This is a genomic window from Azorhizobium doebereinerae UFLA1-100, from assembly GCF_000473085.1.
In the GTDB taxonomy this organism is placed as follows: Bacteria; Pseudomonadota; Alphaproteobacteria; order Rhizobiales; family Xanthobacteraceae; genus Azorhizobium; species Azorhizobium doebereinerae.
On record NZ_AXBA01000021.1, the window covers coordinates 105,760 to 126,661 of the forward strand.

The window sequence follows — 20,902 nt, forward strand, 5'->3', positions numbered from 1 at the left end:
TCACTCCAGCGGATTCACTCGGGCGGAATCCCTGCGGGCGCGCTCATTCCGGCAGCACGGCGCCGACCTGGTCGACGAGGCGCCGGTAATGCTGCGGGCGGCGGTGGGCGGCGAAGTTGAACATCTTCTCCTTGCCCTGGCGGCAGGCATCGAGATCGCAATCGGCCACCAGCAGTTCGTCCGCGAGGGTCGTGGCCTGCGCCACCAGGACGCCGTTGGGATCGACGATGCAGGAGCCGCCGATGAGCGCCGAGCCGTCCTCGTCCCCGGCCTTGGCCACGCTCACCGCCCAGGTGGCGTTCATATAGGCATTGGCCTGCGCCACGAGGGTGGAATGGAAGGTGCGCAGGGCCGCGTCCTCCGTGCTGCCGCCGTTGGGGTCATAGGCCGCCGAATTGTAGCCCATGAGCATCAGCTCCACGCCTTGCAAGCCGTATGCCCGCCAGCCTTCCGGCCAGCGGCGGTCGTTGCACACCAGCATGCCGAGGATGGGCGCGTGCCACGCCGCCGGCCCGCGAAAGGCGGGAAAGCCGAGGTCGCCATACTCGAAATAGCGCTTCTCCAGCTGCTGGAAGCGCGCACCCGGGCGCGGCTCCACCGAGCCGGGCAGGTGGACCTTGCGATAGAGCCCGAGGAGGCTGCCGTCCGGCCCCACGGTGATGGCGCTGTTGAAGCGCTGACCATCAGGGGTCAGCTCCGCATAGCCCACATAGAAGCCGACGCCGAGCGCCTGGGCCCGGTCGAACAGGGGCTGCACCGCCGGGTTGGGCATGGCGCGCTCGAAATGGCGGTCCAGTGCCTCGCCTTCAAGCAGCCAGCGGGGAAAGAAGGTGGTGAAGGCCAGTTCTGGGAAGACCACCAGGGTCGCGCCTTGCGCGGCGGCCTGTTCCATGAGGTCGATCATCCGGGCCAGGGTCCGCTCCCGCGGCTCCGCTAGCGCGGTCGGCCCCATCTGTGCCGCCGCCACCCTGATTACGCGCGCCATAACGCCTCCATGGGCCAACATTCGCGAGGCTGGCGCGCCCGTGTCCCGCGCCGGCTTTCCCCCTGGATGCTGCCTGCGCGCGGCAGTGGCTTCAATAAGTCAGACTATGATATTTTCGGTCAGAATATTTGATGGAGTGATAGATGAACCTGCGGCAACTGGAGGTTCTCCGGGCGGTGATCCGCCATCGCACCACGGTCGCCGCCGCCGAGGAACTGGCGCTGTCGCAGCCGGCGATCAGCAACGCGCTCAAGCAGATGGAGGCCCAGACCGGGTTTGCCCTGTTCGAGCGGGTCAACAACCGCCTCTTTCCGACCGCCGAGGCGCTCACGCTCTATGAGGAGAGCGAGGCGATCTTCGCCCTCCATGCGAAGCTGGAGCGCCGGGTCCAGGACCTGCGCGAGAACCGGGCGGGGCACCTGTCCATCGTCGCCACCCCGCCCTTGGCCTACAGCGTCATCTCACCCGCCCTTGCCTCCTTCGTCCGCCATCGGCCCTCCGCCCGCATCTTCTTCGACGTGCGGCGCTATGAGGAGATCATCGAGAGCGTGCTCAACCGGGTGGCCGAGCTCGGCTTCGCGCTCGGCCTCGACCATCACCCCGGCATCGCCCATGAGGTGGTCCATCGCGGCGACATGGTGTGCGTGTTCGCGCCCGATCATCCGCTGGCGAGCCGTGCCGCCGTTTCGGCCGGGGACATCGCGGACTTTCCGCTGATCGGGCTTGAGCGCGGCACCCGTCTCGGGGAGGCGCTGCGCGAGAGCTTCGCCCGCGCCGCCGCGCCCTTCCAGCCGGTGGTCGAGGTGCGCTATTGCAACACCGCCTGCTCGCTGGCGGCCAGCGGCGTGGGGGTGGCGGTGGTCGATCCCTTCTCGCCCTTCCAGGGCTGGCCGCAGCCTTTGGTGGTGCGTCCGTTCGCGCCGCGCACGCCGGTGGTCTCCTACATGCTCTGGTCCGAGGCCGCGCCTTTGTCACGTCTGGCGCGGGCCTTCCTGGAGGAGGTGCGGGAGATGAGCGGCAAGCTCAACACCGGGCAGGCCGGCCCGTAGCCACCCGTGTGACGCGTCCCCGGGCGGGACGTGGCACGCCCCGCCCGCCGGTCCTTCAGCTTCGCGTCTCGGCGACGACGCTGGCTTCCATCGCGCCGAGACCGTCGATCTCGAGCCGCATCAGGTCTCCCGGCACGAGGAAGCGCCCCGTCGGCGCCCCGATGCCCGAGGGCGTGCCGGTGGCGATGATGTCGCCCGGCATCAGGGTCATGACCGTGGTCAGATGGGCGATCTGGTCGTAGATGTCGTAGATCATGTCGTTCGTGCGATCGTTCTGGCGCAGTTCGCCATTGACCCAGAGCCTCATGCCCAGGTCGAGCGGGTCCGGGACCTCGTCGTCCGTGGTGATCCAGGGCCCGGCCGGCCCGTGCGTGTCGAAGCTCTTGCCGAGGGTGAAGGTCGGAGATTTCGGCAGCCAGTCGCGCGCCGAGACGTCGTTGACGATCAGATAGCCCGCAATGACCGAGCGCGCAGTCTCTCGCGCCACGTGACGGCAACGCCTGCCGATCACCACGCCGAGCTCGATCTCGTAATCCATCTTGTCGGAATCGTCAGGTTTGACCACCGGATCGAAGGGCGCGTTCAGGCAGGACGCCTGCTTGTTGAACCAGAGCTGGCTCGTCGGGATCGCGATGCCCGCCAGCTTCGCCTCCTCGGCGTGCTTCTGATAGTTCAGCCCGATGGCGAGGAATTTCTGCGGATCGGGCACCGGCACTTCGAGACGTACGTCGGCAAGTGCGTAGGCGGGGCCCTGGAACGCCTCGATCGCCGGGCGCAGCGCATCGAGATCGGCGATCACGCGCCGCATCGAGGCATCCTCGCCCAGGACGGGCGTCAGATCGACGATGTGCTCATCGATCACCTTCCCGATCCGGGTCCTGCCGGATGTGGTGAAGCGGGCAAGTTTCATGGACTGTCCTGTCTGAGAAGAAATCACCGCGGCCGGACCGGGCCGGGATGCCCCGGCGCCGGAGGCGCGCGGCGGGATCAGATCCCGAAGAGCTTCTGGGCGTTGCCGGAGAAGATCTTGGCCTTGGCCGTCTCGGAGATGTCGAGGGCCTCGACGGTCGGCACGCCGTCGAAGAACCAGTCCTTGCGGATCGGATAGGAGGCGCCGTAGAGGATATTGTCCTCGCCGAGGACTTCGACCGCGCATTCGAGCTGCTTCTTGCCCCACTGCGGCGGACCGGAGATGTCGAAGAACAGGTTGTTCCGCAGCTTGTCGCGCAGACGGCTGTCGCCGGTGTCGAAGCGGTCCACCGCGTCGCCATAGGCGTGCTTCGGCTTTGGCGCCAGCATGTCGACGAAGGCGAAGAAGCCGCCGCCCAGCATCGAATGGCTGAGCCTCAGGTTCGGGAAGCGGTCGAAAAGCCCCGAGAACAGCTCGCGGCCGACCGCCGTGCCCTGGGCGATGCAGCGGCCATACTGGCGGCGCTGGTTGTTGAAGGTGAGGATCGAATCGTAATCCACCGGCAGCGGCGTGTGGTGCACGACGGCGGGGATCTTGCGGGCGTCCAGGAATTCGAAATAGGGATGGAACGCCTCGTCGTCGAGGTAGATCTCCCCATACTTGCAGGCAAGCTGGACGCCCTTGAAGCCGAGCTGATCGATGCAGCGCTCGACCTCGTCGATCATGCTCCTGTCCCCCCAGGGCGGGCAGACCGCGAGCGCGGTGAAGCGGCCGTTCGAACGGCTGACGTAATCCGCGAGGCCGTCGTTGATGCGCTTGGAGCAATCGAGATCGAGCCATTCCTGCCAGACGGGAATGCGGAACACGGCCTGGTCGATGCCCGCCTTGTCCATATCCGCAAGCTGGCTGTCGATATTGTACTGGCCCTCGGCATAGTTGATGTTCACATAGCCTTTCGGCTGCTCGATGATGATCTGCTGAAGGTCCTTCCCCTCGATGGGCTTCATGCTGACATGGATGTTGTTCTGCCGCGGGATGCAGCGCATCATCTTTTCGCGCAGTTCGACGTCGCTGAACAGCGTATCAGGCAGCCAGTGCATGTTCGCGTCGATGACGCGCGGTTTCGTAGCCATGTCCTTCTTTCTCTCCTCGTTGCTATTCCGCACGGGATCTCAGCGGATGTCGGTGGCGAAGGCGGTCTTGCGCATCGTCTCCTCGGTGAACACCGGCTTGAAGGCGCCAGCCGTCACCTGGTCATCGGGGCGCTTCATCCCAGCCATGCGGTGGTATTCCATGAACAGCGCCTCGACTTCCTGGCGCGGGATCATCTCGTCGATGTGGCGAAAGGGCTTGCCGCCGGACTTTTCCTCGACGAGGCGGCGGACCACCTCGGGGCCTTCGCCGCGATTGGCGATGACGAGGCGGTTCACGCTTTCGCGGCGGGCCTGTTCATAGGCTTCGAGCGCGGCGACCGGGTCGGCGATCTCGGACAGCTTCTCGGCGATGACGCGGGCGTCGACCAGGGCCTGGCAGACCCCGTTGCCGCCGCGCGGATACATGGCGTGGGCCGCATCGCCCAGCAGCGTCACCCGCCCGAAGGACCACCGCTCCAGCGGGTCGATGTCGATGAGGGGATAGATATACACCTCGCGGGCCTCCTGGATCATCTTGCTGACGTCCAGGAAATCGAGCTTCACCTCGTCGAACACATGCGCGATGTCATCGGGCTGGATCCGCACGTTCCAGTCCTCGATGCCCTTGGGCTTGCCGCTCTGCTCGCACACCCAGTTGACGAGCTGGCTGCCCTTGCCGTCGATGTTGTCGGCGATCGGATAGACGATCAGGCTGCCCTGGCGCAGCGGGTCGCCGATATGCAGGATCATGCCGCCATTGCCATAGGGCGGCATGACGGTGACGCCGCGATACATCGCGATGCCCGAATAGTGGGTCCGCATGGCATCGGGCAGGAATTGCTTACGCACGGCGGAATGGACGCCGTCGACACCGATCACCACATCGGCGCGCGCGGCTTGCGGAGCGCCCTCATGGGGCTCGAAATGAATGGTGACGCCGGTCTCGCCCTGGTCGGCATGCTTGAAGCGGGCGCCGTAGGTGATGCAGTTGGGACCGAGCCGCGCGATGACCGCATCGCGCAGCATGAACTGCAGCGTGCCGCGGTGGACGAAGCGCTGCTCGTGGTCATAGCCGATATGCTTGCCGCATCGCTCGGCGAAGATCTCCTGTCCGTGCCCGGTGTAGAAGATCGAGTCCTTCGCCTCGACGGAAATCTTCCGGAACTCGTCCAGGAGCCCCATTTCGGTGATCTCCCTGGTGCCGTAGACCTTGATGTCCACGCCCACGCCGAGCGGCTTCAGTTCGGGCGCCGCCTCGTAGATCTTGGGGCGGAAGCCCTTCTGGTGCAGGCGCAGCGCGGTGGCGAGGCCGCCAGGGCCGGCGCCGATGATCGCAATGTCGAGCATTCTGATCTCCTGAACAGGGATGGATTAATGGCTGGCCGGGGCCAGCGCCGGGGCCGGAGCGGCGGCGTTGTCGGCCAGTGCGCAGACCGGGTAGCGCAACGCGCAGACGGCAAGCGCGCCGAAGAAGACAAAGAACTGCGCCCCCGCGCCCGCCGCCTGGGCGGCGAAATAGGACGGCGGCCCGAGCAGCACGCCGAGCAGCGTGATCTGGGTGACGAGGCCGCTGGTCGCGCCGGTCGCGTCCGGCGAGGGGGCGATGAAGGGCACCAGCGTCCACATGCCGACCAGCAGCCCCGAGCCGAACATCAGCACCCAGACCGCGTAGATCGAGGGCATGAAGCCGATGTCCTGGCCGTAAAGCAGCGCGCCCGGCACACCCGTGATGATCAGGCCGAGCGTCGTCACCGTGCGGCTTGAGATGCCCCGCCGCAGCATCATGCCCACGGCCAGGCAGGCGGCGGCGTTGACCACCATGGAAACCGCGTTCCAGTGCGAGACGACGGCTTCTTCCACTTGGTACTTGGTGCCGAGATAATGGCCCAGCGTCGCCAGAACGCCGGTCTGGAGGAAGGAATCCCCCGCGAACGAGATGCCCAGCAGATAGACCATCGGCGAGCGCAGCACCTTGCCCACGCCGCGGCTGCGCTCGACCGCGAGCTGGCCCGTGCGGCCCGGCACCGCCGCCGCGGCCAGCAGCAGCAGAACCACGGTCAAGACGATGTGGAAGCCGAAGGCCGCGCGCCAGTTGCCCAGGAACGTGGCGAGGCCGGTCGAGAGGAAGGGCAGCAGGAAGCTCATCGGCACGAAGGTGGACCACAGGGCCAGCGCCATGGTGCGCTGGTGCCCGCTGGTCAGCCGGATCAGCGTGGTGATCGCGGCAACGGCTGTGAGCACATAGCCCACGCCCGTCAGGGCCCGGGCCGCGAGCAGCAGATTCAGCGTTGGGGCCGCGACGGCGCAGAGGTCGCCCAGGACCATGAGCGCACCGCCGGCGAACAGGACCGGCTTGTCGCCGATCCGATCGACGAGATAGCCCGACAGGAGCGCGCCGATCGCCACCACCAGCGAGGGCATGGACATCACCAGCCCGACCAGCGCACGTGAGGGGGCGTGGAATTCGGCGGCGATCTTGCCCAGTTCTGTGACGGCCTCGCTGACGCACATGGCGCCGGCGACGCCAAGACCATAGACGATCAGCACCCGCGCCAGCGGGGCCTTGATCACAGTCGACATTGTTGTTCCTCCCATGATGGCGGCCTGCGCATCCCCGAGCCGTCCTTGGCGAGACGGTCGACCGATCCGGCGCCGTGCCGGCCGCGCAGAAGCTGCCTTGAGGCTGTAACCTGTCGTGAAAACGCCTGCTGGACCAATGGAACTTCCGCTTCGTTCCATATGATGGACGTGACCGGCGGCCGGGCAGGGCGGTCCCAGATGTCAGGTGTTGAGGGTGATCTGGGACAGCAGCACCTGCCACCCGAGGGGCCCGTGCACCGCGACCACGGTACCAAAGCCGACCAGATCGGCCACCTCGCCGGTGTCGAGCCGGCGCACCCGGTTGACCGTCGACCCGCTGATGATGGCTCCGCCTTCCCCTGCCGCGTGCAACGTCAGCTCGCCGCGGGTGATGTCGAGAAAGCCGCCCATCCGCGTCACATGGGCCATGAACCCGGCCTTGTCCTGCGCCCGCCCGGAGGAATGGATGTGCACGAGGTCCGGATGCAGGATCCGTTCGAGCTGCGCGGGATCCGCGCTGACCAGGGCCTGGCGGCGCTCCGCCTCGAAGGCCAGCAGGGTTCGCCCGAGGGGGCTGTCGTGAGGGATCGGCGCCATCAGATCAGCCCTTCGTACGTGCCGCCGTCGAGCTGGAGATTCTGCCCCGAGATGTAGCCGGCCTGGGCCGAGCAGAAGAAGGCGCAGGCATCGCCGAACTCGCTCGCCTCACCGAAGCGCTTTGCCGAGATGGTCGCGACGGTGCGGGCGCGGACCTGGTCGCGGGTCAGTCCCTCCGTCTTCATGAAATGGGCGGTGACGACTTCCTGCCGGGGGGTGTCGATCTTCTCGGGCATCAGATTGTTGATGGTGACATTGTCCGCCACCACCTCGCGCGCGACCGCCTTCGAGATCGCGGTCAGGGCGGTGCGGGCCGCGGTCGACAGGCCCATGAAGTAGCGCGGCGTCTTCACCATCGCCGAGGTGATGTTCACCACCCGTCCGAACTTGCGCGCGCGCATGCCGGGCAGATAGGCCCGCATCAGCTGGACCGCCGGAATCATGTTCATCTCCATCGCGCCGATCAGCGCGGCCTCATCCCAGCCCTCGAGTCCGCCGGGCTTCGGTCCGGCATTGTTCGTCACCAGGATGTCGGTCTCGGGTACCCGGGCGAGGATGGCCGCGCGACCTTCGGCGGAGTTCAGGTCGGCGGCGATGTAGTCCACGTCCGCGCCGGGATGGGAGCGGCGCAGGTCTTCCGCCGCGCGGGCAAGCTTCGCGGCGTCCCGGCCGTTGATCGTGACATACGCGCCCTCGCGGGCAAGGGCCGACGCGCAGGCGAGACCCAACCCCTGCGAGGACGCGCAAACGAGGGCCGTCCGGCCGGCAATTCCAAGATCCATGATGTTCCTCAGGCAAAGAGAGCGGCGAAAAGATCCGACATCGCCGCCCAGGAGCGGCGATCGGCATTCGCGTCGTATCGGGCGAAAGGCGGGCGATGCGGCCCGTCGGGCTCGGTGAAGGCGTGCCGCACGCCGCCATAGACGTCGGCTTCCCAGGAGAGGCCCGCCCGGCCCATGGCCCCGGTGATCCGGGCGAGGTCCTCGCTCGTGGCCATCGGGTCGGCCGATCCGGTGCAGATCAGAACGCGAGCGGGGCGCGCGGCGGACCAGTCGTCCGCAACAAGGTCGAGCCCGCCGTGAAGGCTCACGCCGCCGGCGACGGCGCCCCCCGTGCGGACATATTCGAGGACCGTGCTGCCACCGAAGCAATAGCCGAGCGCGCCCACCCTCGCGGCGTCCACGTCCGGCTGCGCGAGGAGCGCGGCCCGCGCGGCCTCGACCCGGGCCATCCAGGCCCTCCGGTTGCCGGTACAGCCCTCCAGGCGCGCTGCGATCTCGTGCGGGCCTTGCGGACGGGCCCGCGCGCCCCAGAGGTCGATTGCGAGCACGGCATAACCCTGCGCCGCCAACCGCCCGGCATTGGCGATCACCAGCTCATCGAGCCCGTGCGCGCCGTGGGCGAGCAGAATTCCCGGACGGAGCCCCGCCCCATCCGGCGTCACGAAATGGCCGATCATTTCGATCCCGTCACCGCTGTAGGTGATGTCTCTCGCGGGCATCGCCGCATCCTCCCGTCGCTGGCCGAACCTGGCGGGGCGGAGCGGACGGCGTCCAGCGCGCCGGGGCGTTTTGTTCACATTGCGAAATAAGCGCCCCGCGGTGCTGTTCCCTCCACATCGTGGACACTTCGCGCCCGGGCGCTTGGCGGTGAGCCCCGGCCGGAACAGCCTGCGGCGAAGCCGGATCCCCGGCGACCAGACAGGACGCCCGCCATGCCCCATTGCATCGTCGAATATTCAACCAATCTCGACGAGACCGGACAGATCGACGCCCTTCTCGAAAAGCTCGCCGCCCATTTCCGCACCGCGCCCGACGTCTTCCCGACCGGGGGCGTGCGGGTCCGTGCCTGGCCGGTCGCGCGCTACGTCATCGCTGACGGCAACCCCGACCACGCCTTCGTCAATGTGGTCTGCCGGATCGGCGCTGGTCGTCCCGCCGATGTGCGCAGGGCGTTCTTCTCCCAGGCCTACGAGATCGTCGCCGAGCATTTTCGCGCGGAGAGCGAACGCCGCGGCGTCGGGATCACCTTCTATGTCGACGAGGCCGACCCCGAAGGGTCATGGAAGACGAATTCCATCCACGCCCACATGGAACGGGCCTGACCGCCCTCGGCGGTCCTTCCGGTCGGCTTTCGAGCACAACCGCACCGCCCTCCGCATGGTTCGCGACCATGCGGAGGGCGGCCGCTTGCCTCTCAGCCGGTGGCCTCGAGGAATTTTTCCAGTGTCGGAGCATCGACCGACAGGTCCGGCGCGGTGGGCTCGGCGCCTTCGAAGACGGTCGCCTCGTTGAACCACTTGGCGCGGGCGGGCATGCCCCATTGGTCAGCGCGGCGCGGGTTGCTGAGATTCCAGGCGACCGGCGGCTCGAGGTCGATATGCTGGTAGTGGGTGTTGAACAGCTCGATCCGGTGTCCATCGGGATCGCGGAAATAGACGAACATCGCGCCCGAGATGCCGTGCCGTCCGGGGCCGCGTTCGAGCCTGCGCCCGAGGCCGAGCGCGCCGGCCACGTCGCAAGCGTGGAGCAGGTCGTTTCCATCACGCAGCAGATAGGCGAAATGGTGCAGGCGCGGCCCCGGCCCGTTGGTGAAGACCTGGTCGTGCGGATTGCCCTTGCGTTGCATCCACACGCCCCAGAGGTCCACAGACCCGTCGGCCGCATCGGAATAGGTGTATTCCGAGGTGCGGAAGCCGAGCGGATGCCAGAATTCGAAGGCGCGGCGCACGTTCTGGGCCTGGATCTGCCAATGGTCGATGCGTTGGGCCGCAGCACCGCGATAGGCGTCATAGGCCATGAACATACGCTCGCGTAGCGGCATCGACGCCGTGAGCTCCACCGGCATGCCGATCGCGTCGCGAAAGTGCAGCGTCTTGCCCTGGTAGGGCTCATCGACGATCTGGGACGCCACGCCGATGCTGTCGAAATGATCCTTTGCCTTGAGGATGTCGTCGTCGGTGAGCACGCGGAAGCCGAGGCGCCGGCAGTTCGGCGTCCGGCCCTTGCGCAGGACGAGGCTGTGGTGCGCGCTCTCCTCGCGGCCGCGCAGCCAGACCGCCTCGCTGTCGGCATCGCTCACCACGAGGCCCACCAGGTCGGTATAGAAGGCACGGCTGGCATCGAGGTCGGTCACGCTCAGCACCACATGGCTGGAGCGGGTGACGTTGAAGGGCGGCTTCAGGACCGGGTCCGGGATATGCATCTTTTCCTCCTCTCGGGCGACGGCAGAAGGCGTCGCGGCGGAGCCGTCGCGAGGCCCCATGCGGCGACCATCCGCCGCCGGAGCGGGAGGAAACAAGCGCAGGGACGGTTTCTGTTCACATCCCGGAAACCCTTGCGGCACCTGGCTGCGGCACCCCGATCAGGAGGCCAGGCGCTGCTCGAACAGCGACGCGCCGACGCAGCGCGCGCTCTCGCACAGGCCGGGCAGGATGCGGGCGAGCCGCTCGCTTCTCAGCCGCGCGGCGGGGGCGATGATGCTGATCGCGCCGATCGCCCGTCCGCCGACGTCGCGCACCGGCACCGCCACCACGCGGCGCCCGGCCCCGACTAGGCTGTCCTCGACCAGATGGCCCTTCGCCCGCGCCGTCTGGATCCCGCGCCGCACCAGATCCTCGGTGCACCCCCAACCGGCGAACCGCTCCGCATTCTCGCCGAGCACCGCATTGATCCGCGCCTCGCTCATGTAGGCAAGCATGACCCGCCCGCCGATGCTGACCCCGAGCGGGCGGCGCGCCCCGACATGCACGCCACGGGCCTGGATCGGCCAGGAGCCGAAGCGGCGCTCGGCATAGACCGAGTCGTTGTGCGAGGGCACCGACAGGAACACCGAATCCCCCGTGGTCCGCGCCAGATCTTCGAGCATGGGCACGGCGATGCGGGTGATCGGACAGCGATTGAAGGGGGCAACGCCCAGCCAGGCCGCCTCGGAGCTCAAGCGGTAGCGCTGCGAGCCATATGCGCGCTCGACGATGCCCTCCTGCTCCATCGCCTTGAGGATGCGGTGCGCCGTCGGATGCGGCAGCTTCAGCGCGCCGGCGATGTCGACGAGCTTCTCGCCTTCGTGATCGCCGCCCGCCAGCAGCCGCATGATGGCGAAGGATCGCCGGATACACTGCGTTCCGGTGACGGTTCCCAGCGGAGCGGCGGTCGCTTCCTGCTGCCTCATTGTGCTTCCTCCAGTTTGCGCCGCCTTTTCGGCTGGCTGCTTTTCTCAGACGAACTCGGAATCCAGAAGGAGGCGGGTCGTGAGCTGCAAATGCGCGCTCAGGGCCTCACAGGCAGCGTCGGCATTGCGCGCCAGCACCAAATTCATGATCTCGCGATGCTCGATCTCGATGTCGCGCTCGAAACGGACCCGCGGCAGCAGCATGCGCCGGTAACGCTCCGCCTGGACGTAGAGCTGGTCCCGCAGGCGCAGCCACCACAGGCTGTCGCAAGCCGACACCAGGTCATCGTGAAACTGCGCGTGCAGGCGCGGCCAGTCGGGATGGGCCCGTCCTTCGGGGGTGGCGCCGGTACGCGACAGGCGATGCCATGTCGCGAGAATCCGCGCCTCCCAGTCGAAATCCCCCAGGGCGATGGATCGGCGCAGGCAACGCGCCTCGATGTCGATTCTCACTTCGGTCAAATCGATCAGATCGTGCCGTGACACCGGCGCAACGCTGAAGCCCCGCTGCGGCATGGCGTCGACCAGACGCTCCGACGTCAGGCGGGACAGAACCTCGCGCACCGCGCTGGCGCTGACTTCGAAATTCTGCGCCAGGGCATCGATCGCAAGCTTCGCGCCGGGGGCGTATCCCCCGTTCAGGAGCTCTTCTTTCAGGTCGCTGTAAAGGACAGCGGTTTTGCTGATCGCCATTCGCTCTCCCCCTGCGCGAGGCCAGCCGCGACCATTACTCAACCATAAAATATATATTTCAGTCAAAATATATTTTCAGGCTGCATGTCCATGTTTGGCCGGTGACTGCCGGTTTTTCCGGAATATGGAAGATTTCCCGGGTATCGCTTGCCCGCTGCCGAACCCGCGGTCCTTGATGCGGACCGAAGGAAGAGGCGTTCATGACTTCGACGAACTATCGCAGCTACCTCCTGTCCGAAAGCTACGACAGGGTCGGCAAATCGCATGGGCTCGACCCCGTCACCTATTCGCAGCCCGTCCTGGCCACGCCCCAGGCGGTCGCGTTGAAGGCGCAATGGGACAGGCTGCAGGACGAACCCTTCCGCGGCATTACCCATGACGGCACCCCGGAAGCGGGATTGTTCGAGCTGGCGGACGAGGACTTCGACATCGGGCTCGCCGTCTCGGCGATGGAGGCGATGCTCGCGACCATGACGGAGGCCGAGCGCGCCGCGGCGCGAAAGCCCGTCGATTCCCGCAACTGGCGTGGCTGGTACAACCCTGAGCTCGTCTTCAATACCGAAGGTGTTCGGCTGGAGAATCTGTCCGAGGCGTCGCGGGACTGTTTCTGGGACGTTCTGGCCTCCTGCACATCGGCGCGCGGATTCCAGAAGATTCGCCAGTTGATGAAGGCAAACCTCTTCCTCGGTGAGCTCTACGGGCTCACCAACATCATGAACCAGTGGTCCTACCATTTCGAAGTCTTCGGAACGCCCTCGCTCGCCGAGCCCTGGGGGTGGCACATCTACGGCCATCACGTCGGCTTCAACGTCTTCATGCTCGGCCGGCAGATGGTGATTTCGCCGACCTTCATGGGCACCGAGCCAAATGAAATCGTGCTCAAGAGCGGCGAGTTCTACGCCATGTTCAAGGACGAGGAGGCGCAGGGCCTCGCCTTGATGCAGTCGCTCACGCCCGAGCTGCAGGAGCGCGCGACGATCTTCAAGCGGATGGAAGACCCGGCGATGCCGGCCTGGCGTTTCAACTTCGCCGACCAGCGCCATCTGGGCGGTGCCTTCCAGGACAACCGGATCATCCCGCTCGAGGGCGTGCCCGCCGCGGACTTCTCCCGGGCACAGCGGCAGGCTCTGCTCGATCTGTGCGAAACCTTTCACGTCCATTGGCCCGATGGTCCCCGCCATGCCCGGATGCGGCTGATCGAGAAGCACCTCGATCGCACGTACTGGAGCTGGATCGGCGGGCACGGCGACGACGATCCGTTCTATTTCCACATCCAGTCTCCGGTCGTGATGCTGGAGTTCGACCACCACAGCGGCATGTGGTTGAGCAATTCCCACCCCGCGAAATTCCATGTCCACGTCATCAGCCGCATCCCGAACGGCAACGACTACGGCAAGGCGCTTCTCGCGCTCCATCATTCGGGAAGGGCCCGCTGATGGCGTCTTCGGTCACGCGAGATGATCCCCACCTGCTGCGGGGGATCGCATGAACCTCGTCTCCTTCACCGCCAATGGCGAGGCGTACTGGGGCGTGGCGGTCGGCGGGGGCGTCCTTGCCCTTTCGCCCATGTTTCCGCAGCATGCGACGCTGAGGAGCGTGATCGCCGCCGACGCGATCCCCGAGGTTCTTGCCGCCGCCGAGGGTCAGGCGCCGAGCCATGGGCCGGGCGAGTTCGTCCTGGCGATCCCGGTGCCCGACCCCGAGAAGATCATCTGCGTCGGCGTGAACTTCCCGGACCGCAACGCTGAATACAGGGACGGCCAGGAGGCTCCGCCCTTCATGTCGCTGTTTCCGCGGTTCGCGCGCAGCTTCGTGGCGGCTGATCAGCCGCTGATCCGTCCACCGGAGAGCGCGCAGCTCGACTATGAAGGCGAGATCGCCGTCGTGATCGGCAGGGGCGGCCGCCGCATCGGCGAAGCCGAGGCGCTGTCCCATATCGCCGGGCTGACGCTCTGCAACGAGGGCACCGTCCGCGACTGGGTGCGGCACGCGAAATTCAACGTGACGCAGGGCAAGAACTGGGACCGCTCGGGCGCGCTCGGGCCCTGGCTCGTGCCGTTCACCGATCCCGCGCAGATCCTCGACGTGAAGATCGAGACACGGGTGAACGGCGAACTGCGCCAGTCGGACCGGACGGGACGGATGCTGTTCCCTGTGGCGCGGCAGATCGCCTACATCTCCACCTTCACCACGCTCGTGCCCGGCGACATCATCGTCACCGGCACGCCCACCGGCGCCGGCGCGCGCTTTGATCCGCCCCTCTGGCTCAAGCCGGGCGACGTGGTGGAGGTCACGGGCGAGGGCATCGGCACGCTGACGAACGGGGTGGCGGACGAATGAACATCACCCTTTCCCCGGGCGACATCGAGGCGGCCGGCGAGGCCCTGTTTCAGGCTGAGCGTGCGAACAGCCAGATCGGGCTGCTGTCGCTGAAGCATCCGGGCATGACGCTGGACGACGCCTATGCGGTGCAGGCTGCCCTGGTCGCGCGCAAGCGCGCCTCCGGGCTCGGCGTGATCGGCTGGAAGATCGGCCTCACCTCCCGCGCCATGCAGCAGGCCCTGAACATCACCACTCCCGACTCCGGCATCCTGCTCGCCGACATGGCGTTCGAGAGCGGCGCGACCATTCCCGCCGGGCGCTTCATCCAGCCACGGATCGAGGCCGAGATCGCCTTCATCATGAAGGCGCCGCTGGCCGGCAGGCAGGTGACGCGGAACGACGTGCTCGCCGCCACCGGGCACATCGCCCCGGCGCTCGAGATCCTCGACACCCGCATCCTGCGCGCGGATCCCGACACGGGCGTCACCCGCAAGATCCAGGACACGGTGTCCGACAATGCGGCGAACGCCGGGATCGTGCTCGGGCCGCAGCGCCATGCGCCGGGAGACGTCGACCTGCGCTGGATCGGCGCCATCGTGAAACGCGACGGCGTGGTCGAGGAGACGGGCCTCGGCGCCGGCGTTCTCGATGACCCGGTGACCGGCATCCTGTGGCTCGTGCATCGGCTCGCCGACTACGGGCAGGGGATCGCCGCGGGCGGGGTGGTGCTCTCGGGCAGCTTCATCCGCCCCATCGAGGCCCCGCCCGGCAGCAGCTTCGACGCCGATTTCGGCCCGTTCGGCCGCCTGACCCTCAGCTTTTCGGGGAATTGACATGCCCGCACCCGTCAATCGCCTGAAGCAACGCCTCGCCCGCGGGGAGGTCACGCACGGCATCTGGGTCGGTCTCGCCGATCCCTACCTGGCCGAGATCGCCGCGACCGCAGGCTTCGACTGGCTGCTGATCGACGGCGAGCATGCACCGAACGACATCCGCTCGCTCTCCGCGCAGGTCGCGGCGGTGCGGGGATCGGCCAGCGATGCGGTGATCCGCCTGCCCGATGACGATGCGGCGAAGATCAAGCAGGCGCTCGATATCGGGGCGCAGACGCTGCTGATCCCGATGATCGAGAGTGCAGCGCAGGCCGAGCACGCGCTGAGGGCCAGCCTCTATCCGCCGCTCGGCTTCAGGGGCGTGGGGTCGGCGCTCGCACGCGCCTCGCGCTTTGCCGCGATCCCGGATTATCTCGCCACGGCGAACGACCAGATCTGCCTGATGGTGCAGGTGGAAAGCCGCGCCGGCCTCGCCGCGCTCGACGACATCCTTGCCGTCGAGCGGCTGGACGCGGTGTTCATCGGACCCTCGGATCTCGCCGCCGACATGGGCCATCTGGGCCGGCCGGGCCATCCCGCGGTCCAGCAGGCCGTGCTCGACGCGATCCGCCGCATCCGGGCGGCAGGCAAGGCGCCGGGCGTGCTGACGACGGATCCCGACTTCATCGCAGCCTGTAGGGAAGCCGGCGCGACTTTCGTGGGCGTCGGCATCGACGTCACGCTGTTCGCCTCGGCGTTGCGCGGGCTGGCAGGGAGATACTGCGCCGCCGGCTCATGAGGCCCGCGCCGACCTGAAACCGGCGAAGGCACCGCGCCTTCGCCTCGCCGCCATCACGCACATCACCCGGGCAACCGGGGCGCTCGGGCATGCTCCGGCATGCAGCTCGAACGATGGCGTGCGTCCGTTTGCCGAGCCGCCGGGTGGGGATCGCGGCTCGTCGTCTTCGAGGGAGGAAATATATGAAATATAATAATCTTTTTGCAGGGCTCCTGCTCGCTGCAGTGTTTGCGGAGCCGTCCTTCGCCGGCGAGCCGGCCGCTCAGGAGCCCGCGGCGGCGGGAAGCGAGCAGAATACGGAGGGGCACCGGGAGCAATCCATTGCCACGGTGAATTTCCAGCGCGCCTTCGGTCCTGCCGGCTTGCTGACCATCTGGAGCAGCAACGAGCTGTTCGGCGTTACGCAGACCCGCATCAACAACGAGCTCGCGCACTATGTGGCGAGCGAGACCACGGGCATCACCACGGGATACCGTGACAACGTGACGACCTACCAGATCCCGATCTCGGCATTGATCGGCCTGTCCGACGGCCATTCGATGCTCTATTTCGACCTCAGCCTGAATGCGAGCCGGTCCTCGAAGAACCTGACGTATTCGACCGGGACGATCGGGGCCCTGACGGCCGAATATCTGAACATGCCGACCAGCAATCTCGCATGGGGCATCGGCGCCATGGTGCAGACGGTGGATACCAACCTCAAGCAGAACGATGGCTCCGTTGACGCGCCTTCGGGGGGGATCCGCGCCGACCTGCTCTACAAGATCTCCGACAACTGGGCCGTCTCGAACCGCATCGTCGCGCTGTGGGGCGACGCGGAGACCAATATCCCTTTGCCGTTCGGAACGCTCCGCAACGATCCGAACACCTCGATGGTCTACTGGCAGGGGGACTTCGTCGGCACCTTTTCCAACAAGGACTTCGGCGTCATCACGCCGGGCTGGCTGGTGCACCCGCGCCTCGGCATCGTCGCCGAGCGTTCGACGCAGAACGAGAGCAGGAACAGCTTCGGCGCCATCTCCGATCGGATCACGATCGACTACAGCTCGATGCTGGCGACCGTGCGCATCGAACGCCCGTCCTACGGAACCAGCGCGTGGGTTCCGCAATTGGAAGTCGGCGTCCAGCACGAATTCCCGAATTCGTATTCAAGCTATGCCGGCGAGAATGATTATATCTATTCGTCGCTCGGGCTCGGCATTCGCTTGAACAAGCCGACATTCCTCAATTTCAACTACGTCCGATACGATGGGTTCGATGGAAATGTCCGCAACCAGGTCTTCAAGACGATCTGGGCGATGACATTTTGACCACCGGCCTCCGCCGGGCGAGCAACGTCATGGGCGAGCTCGTCCAGGGCCGCTTTGGCGTCCGGCATCGTCCGCGTCACATGGAGACGGGCGGCAACCGCACGGTCGCGGGTGCCGCCCGCCATCGTTTCCGTCGCCGCGTGCTTGGCCGGGCGAGGAGGGCGGCCAAGGCGGCAGGGGTCGTGGGTGAACGCCCCCTGGGACGCCTTCCGGAAGACGCATCGCGTTCGCTAGGTGGCGTCACAGCCGAGGCGCCGCTTGCAAGGGCCAAAGGGGGCGTGCGATCGCGCCCGCCACGCCGCAGCGCCGTGCAGATGCACGCGCAACCAAACAAAACCGTGCCACATCAAGACATTCCGCAGCTCAAGCTCGCGTAGCGCGAGTGGCGCTCCCAAGGGGAATCGAACCCCTGTTTTCGCCGTGAGAGGGCGACGTCCTAGACCGCTAGACGATGGGAGCGTGCGCGGAAGGCGCTCTTCATATCCGCAACAGCTCGATGCATCAAGCCCTTCCGCAGGCCATCCACATGCATCGCGGACTGGGGCTTGCGGCCGACAAGGCCGAGGCGCCGCCGGTGCCGGGCCCGCCCGCCGAAGGGCCGGGTTCAGGCCGGGCGGGGGCGGGTGCCGAACAGGGCGCTGCCGACGCGCACATGGGTTGCCCCCTGGTGGATCGCCACCTCGAAGTCCGCGCTCATGCCCATGGAGAGCCCGGGCAGGCCGTTGCGCCGGGCGATCTCGGCCAGCAAGGCGAAGTGCGGCGCCGGAACATCCTCCACCGGCGGGATGCACATCAGCCCGCGCACATCGAGGCCGGCCTTGTCACGGCATTCGGTGATGAAGGCGTCCGCCGCCTCGGGCAGCACGCCGGCCTTCTGCGGCTCGGCCCCGGTGTTCACCTGGATGAAGACCGGCAGGCGCCGGCCCTGGCGGGTCATTTCCTCAGCCAGGGCATAGGCGATCTTCGGCCGGTCCACGGTATGGATGACGTCGAACAATTCCACCGCCTCGGCAGCCTTGTTGGATTGCAGGGGCCCGATGAGGTGGAGTTCCAGCCCCGCCTGCCGTTGCCGCAACCCAGGCCACTTGTCCCGCGTCTCCTGCACCCGGTTCTCGCCGAACACCCGCTGGCCGGCGGCGATTATTGGCCAGATTTCCTCCGCCCCGAAGGTCTTGGAGACCGCGATGAGGGTCGCGGCGCCCACCGGGCGGGCGGCGTCGCGGCAGGCCTGATCCATTGCGGCGCGGATATCGGCGAGCCGCGCGGCGGCGCCCCCAGCGGGCGCGGGTGCGGGGGCCGAAGGGTGCTCCACCTGGGTCATGCCCATCTCCACATGCATTCCACTTGCGCTCCCTTTTGCACCGAGAATTGGCTAGAAAGAAAGCCGTATCTACCGTTTCGCCGCGGCGGGAGAAGGGACGTTCCGGGGGATGGCTGACCAGATCGAGGCTCATCCGCCGCAAGCCCGGCGTCGCGGCAGCAGCATTCGCGTGCGCCTGATGCTGCTGATTCTGCTCGTCACCATCCCGGTCTCGGGGGAACGGCTGGTCAGCCTGTTCAACCAGCGGGCGGAGCGGATCGCCGATACCGAGGACACCTTGCACAACATCGCCGTGCGCGCCGCCCTGGCGCAGCAGGAAGCGTTCGCCTCCGCCACCGCGATGCTTGAGGTGCTGAGCCGGGAGGCGGCGTTGCTGCTGCGCGAGCCGGCCGTCTGCCAGCGCCTGACGGAACGGCTGAACGGCGAGGTGGCGGGCATCCAGGGGCTGTATTTCTCCACCCCGGAAGGCCGCATCCTGTGTGCCAGTTCCCGCTCCGTGGTGGGCATGGATATTTCCGACAAGACCTATCTGGCCCGGGCGCTGGCCAGCAATCAGCCGGTGCTCAGCGATCTCGCCCGCGGCCCGTCTGCTCTGGCGCCGCTCGTGCTCTCCAAGGCCGAGCGGAGCGACAATGGCGAGCCGGTGGCGGTGGTGATCGTCGGCCTCGACCTGCAATGGCTGTCGCGCATCGCCGCGGAGACCGGCGCCGCGGCCGGGGTGACGGTGGATGTCATCGATGCCCAGGGCACCGTGCTGGTGCGCTATCCCAACAATGGCGACATTGTCGGACGCAATTTCGCCGGCGCGCCGCTGGTGCAGGCCACCGCCGAGCGGGACGAGGGCAACGTCCATGTGCCCGGGCTCGACGGCGTGCTGCGCTACGTGGCCTTTGCGCGTTTCGCGGGTACCGATGCCCGTCTTGTCGTCGGCATGGACGACGCCAGCATTCTCGACCCCATCGACCGCGAGATCCTCTCCTCCATCGTGCTCCATCTCTCGGTGCTGGCCGTGGTGCTGCTGGTGACGTGGTACGTCGCCGATCGGCTCGTGGTGCAGCCGATCCGCCGGCTGGCGGCGGATATTTCCGCGCTGGGAGAGGGCGACGGAGGAAACTACGGCCTGAAGCTGGACGCGCTGGCGGACGTGGGCGTGCAGGAGTTCGCTCCCCTGGTGAAGGCCTTCTCCGACCTCGGCCTGCGGCTGACCGAGCGGACCTCGGCGCTGCAGACGCTCAATGGCCGGCTGGCCGCCCTGGCCAGCACCGACGGCCTCACCGGCCTCGCCAACCGGCGCACCTTCGACGTGCAGCTGTCCGAGGACTGGGTGCGCAGCCGTGACGACGCGCGCCCGCTCGGGGTGATCATGATCGATGTGGACAGCTTCAAGCTGTACAACGACGCGCTCGGCCACCTCGCGGGCGACGACGCGCTGCGGGCGGTGGCGCGCATCATGCTGGCGGCGGTGGCCGGCACGCCCTATCTCGTCGCCCGCTATGGCGGCGAGGAATTCGTGGTGCTGCTGCCGGGGGCAGACCTCGAAGCGGCGCGGGAGGTGGCGGAGGACATCCGCCGGCTCGTCATGTCGCTCGGCATCGTGCATCCCGGCGTGGCCATCAGGCGGCTGACGGTCAGCGCCGGGGTGGCATCGACCGTTCCAGGCAACGGGCAATCGCCCGACGGCCTGCTGGCCGCCGCCGACCTCGCCCTCTACGAGGCCAAGGGCAAGGGACGGAACCTGGTGATGACCCACGTGGGCCCGCCGGCTCACTGAAGCCTCGCCTCGGCCTCTCGCCCTGCCGATGGTCAGTCGCGCTTAGAGCACGTTCCGTTCGAATGGCATCGCCATTTGAACGGTAAAACGTTCTCCATCAAAGTGTTAGAGGGCGATTCACCGATCAGGTTGATTCAATCGGATCGGATCGCGCTCTAGGTAGTGTGGACTCTTGGGGTTCCCGGGCTGAATGATCTGTGATTCAAAGCTGCCTTTGATGAGGCAGCGATGGGTGTTCTTGATCGACTGGTGCTTGGGGATGAGCAGTGGGCGCGGATAGCGCCGCACATCATCGGCGACGAGCGGACGCGCGGCTCTTCGGGCCGGGACAATCGTATGTTCATCGAGGCGGTGCTGTGGATCGTGCGCACCGGCTCGCCTTGGCGCGATCTGCCGGAGCTGTTTGGAGAATGGAACACCGTCTTCCGTCGCTTCAGCCGCTGGAGCCGG

General features: G+C 67.0%; 21 protein-coding genes and 1 tRNA gene. 9 read left to right on the forward strand and 13 right to left on the reverse strand.

Annotated features, from left to right (window positions below; translation table 11 throughout):
• Positions 1-43: 43 nt before the first annotated feature.
• On the reverse strand, positions 44-985 hold the full coding sequence (locus YU1_RS0115795; protein ID WP_035715529.1) for an N-carbamoyl-D-amino-acid hydrolase: 942 nt from the start codon (positions 983-985) through the stop codon (positions 44-46).
• A gap of 143 nt (positions 986-1,128) precedes the next feature.
• Between YU1_RS0115795 and YU1_RS0115800 the strand changes: the two genes are divergently transcribed.
• Positions 1,129-2,034 (forward strand): LysR family transcriptional regulator, encoded by a 906-nt coding sequence (locus YU1_RS0115800; RefSeq protein ID WP_029004896.1) that lies wholly within the window; start codon positions 1,129-1,131, stop codon positions 2,032-2,034.
• A gap of 55 nt (positions 2,035-2,089) precedes the next feature.
• Here YU1_RS0115800 and YU1_RS0115805 read toward each other — a convergent pair whose 3' ends face one another.
• The 7 genes from YU1_RS0115805 to YU1_RS29785 form a co-directional block, all read right to left on the reverse strand.
• Positions 2,090-2,944, reverse strand: a complete 855-nt coding sequence (locus YU1_RS0115805; protein WP_029004897.1) for a fumarylacetoacetate hydrolase family protein — start codon at positions 2,942-2,944, stop codon at positions 2,090-2,092.
• Between the two features lie 77 nt (positions 2,945-3,021).
• Complete coding sequence (locus YU1_RS0115810) at positions 3,022-4,077, reverse strand: amidohydrolase family protein (protein WP_029004898.1); 1,056 nt, start codon at positions 4,075-4,077, stop codon at positions 3,022-3,024.
• 39 nt (positions 4,078-4,116) lie between these two features.
• Positions 4,117-5,424 (reverse strand): FAD-dependent monooxygenase, encoded by a 1,308-nt coding sequence (locus YU1_RS0115815; protein ID WP_029004899.1) that lies wholly within the window; start codon positions 5,422-5,424, stop codon positions 4,117-4,119.
• Positions 5,425-5,448: 24 nt separating this feature from the next.
• Positions 5,449-6,657, reverse strand: coding sequence for an MFS transporter (locus YU1_RS29780; protein ID WP_051356927.1), 1,209 nt, complete (start codon positions 6,655-6,657; stop codon positions 5,449-5,451).
• 201 nt (positions 6,658-6,858) lie between these two features.
• A complete protein-coding gene (locus YU1_RS0115825) occupies positions 6,859-7,254 on the reverse strand; it encodes a nuclear transport factor 2 family protein (protein ID WP_051356928.1) in 396 nt (131 codons plus the stop codon).
• Positions 7,254-8,036 (reverse strand): SDR family oxidoreductase, encoded by a 783-nt coding sequence (locus tag YU1_RS0115830; protein WP_029004901.1) that lies wholly within the window; start codon positions 8,034-8,036, stop codon positions 7,254-7,256. Before YU1_RS0115830 ends, YU1_RS0115825 begins: the two co-directional genes overlap by 1 nt.
• Positions 8,037-8,044: 8 nt before the next feature.
• Complete coding sequence (locus YU1_RS29785; RefSeq protein WP_051356929.1) at positions 8,045-8,755, reverse strand: dienelactone hydrolase family protein; 711 nt, start codon at positions 8,753-8,755, stop codon at positions 8,045-8,047.
• Between the two features lie 213 nt (positions 8,756-8,968).
• Here YU1_RS29785 and YU1_RS0115840 point away from each other — a divergent pair, with 213 nt between their 5' ends.
• Positions 8,969-9,358: a hypothetical protein gene (locus YU1_RS0115840; RefSeq protein ID WP_029004902.1), complete on the forward strand. Its 390-nt coding sequence runs from the start codon at positions 8,969-8,971 to the stop codon at positions 9,356-9,358.
• 92 nt (positions 9,359-9,450) lie between these two features.
• On the opposite strand, the gene hpaD is transcribed toward YU1_RS0115840, so the two are convergent.
• From hpaD to YU1_RS0115855, 3 genes are all read right to left on the reverse strand, one after another.
• Entirely contained in the window at positions 9,451-10,458 is a 1,008-nt protein-coding gene (gene hpaD, locus YU1_RS0115845; protein WP_029004903.1) for a 3,4-dihydroxyphenylacetate 2,3-dioxygenase, read from the reverse strand.
• A gap of 159 nt (positions 10,459-10,617) precedes the next feature.
• Positions 10,618-11,424, reverse strand: coding sequence for an IclR family transcriptional regulator (locus tag YU1_RS0115850; RefSeq protein ID WP_029004904.1), 807 nt, complete (start codon positions 11,422-11,424; stop codon positions 10,618-10,620).
• A 45-nt stretch (positions 11,425-11,469) separates the two neighbouring features.
• Positions 11,470-12,117, reverse strand: a complete 648-nt coding sequence (locus YU1_RS0115855) for a GntR family transcriptional regulator (protein WP_029004905.1) — start codon at positions 12,115-12,117, stop codon at positions 11,470-11,472.
• 200 nt (positions 12,118-12,317) lie between these two features.
• On the opposite strand from YU1_RS0115855, the gene YU1_RS0115860 reads away from it, so the two are divergent.
• The 5 genes from YU1_RS0115860 (at position 12,318) to YU1_RS0115880 (ending at position 17,360) form a co-directional block, all read left to right on the forward strand.
• A complete protein-coding gene (locus YU1_RS0115860) occupies positions 12,318-13,553 on the forward strand; it encodes a DUF3500 domain-containing protein (protein WP_029004906.1) in 1,236 nt (411 codons plus the stop codon).
• A 49-nt stretch (positions 13,554-13,602) separates the two neighbouring features.
• A complete protein-coding gene (locus tag YU1_RS0115865) occupies positions 13,603-14,457 on the forward strand; it encodes a fumarylacetoacetate hydrolase family protein (protein ID WP_029004907.1) in 855 nt (284 codons plus the stop codon).
• On the forward strand, positions 14,454-15,272 hold the full coding sequence (gene hpaH / locus YU1_RS0115870) for a 2-oxo-hept-4-ene-1,7-dioate hydratase (RefSeq protein ID WP_035715532.1): 819 nt from the start codon (positions 14,454-14,456) through the stop codon (positions 15,270-15,272). The genes YU1_RS0115865 and hpaH overlap by 4 nt, the downstream gene beginning before the upstream one ends.
• 1 nt (position 15,273) lies before the next feature.
• Positions 15,274-16,050 (forward strand): aldolase/citrate lyase family protein, encoded by a 777-nt coding sequence (locus YU1_RS0115875; protein ID WP_029004909.1) that lies wholly within the window; start codon positions 15,274-15,276, stop codon positions 16,048-16,050.
• 182 nt (positions 16,051-16,232) lie between these two features.
• The gene (locus tag YU1_RS0115880; RefSeq protein WP_029004910.1) at positions 16,233-17,360 is read left to right on the forward strand and encodes an autotransporter domain-containing protein; all 1,128 of its coding nucleotides are present in this window, start codon (positions 16,233-16,235) and stop codon (positions 17,358-17,360) included.
• A gap of 383 nt (positions 17,361-17,743) precedes the next feature.
• Here the strand turns inward: YU1_RS0115880 and YU1_RS0115885 are convergent.
• Positions 17,744-17,819 (reverse strand) — tRNA-Glu (locus YU1_RS0115885).
• Between the two features lie 145 nt (positions 17,820-17,964).
• Positions 17,965-18,681 carry a YggS family pyridoxal phosphate-dependent enzyme gene (locus YU1_RS0115890; protein WP_035715559.1) on the reverse strand — a complete coding sequence of 239 codons (717 nt, stop codon included), beginning with the start codon at positions 18,679-18,681 and terminating at the stop codon, positions 17,965-17,967.
• 109 nt (positions 18,682-18,790) lie between these two features.
• Here YU1_RS0115890 and YU1_RS32075 point away from each other — a divergent pair, with 109 nt between their 5' ends.
• Both YU1_RS32075 and YU1_RS29795 read left to right on the forward strand, forming a co-directional pair.
• Positions 18,791-20,452, forward strand: coding sequence for a sensor domain-containing diguanylate cyclase (locus YU1_RS32075; RefSeq protein WP_029004912.1), 1,662 nt, complete (start codon positions 18,791-18,793; stop codon positions 20,450-20,452).
• A gap of 228 nt (positions 20,453-20,680) precedes the next feature.
• On the forward strand, positions 20,681-20,902 hold a 222-nt coding region (locus YU1_RS29795; protein ID WP_035715561.1), incomplete at its 3' end, for a transposase.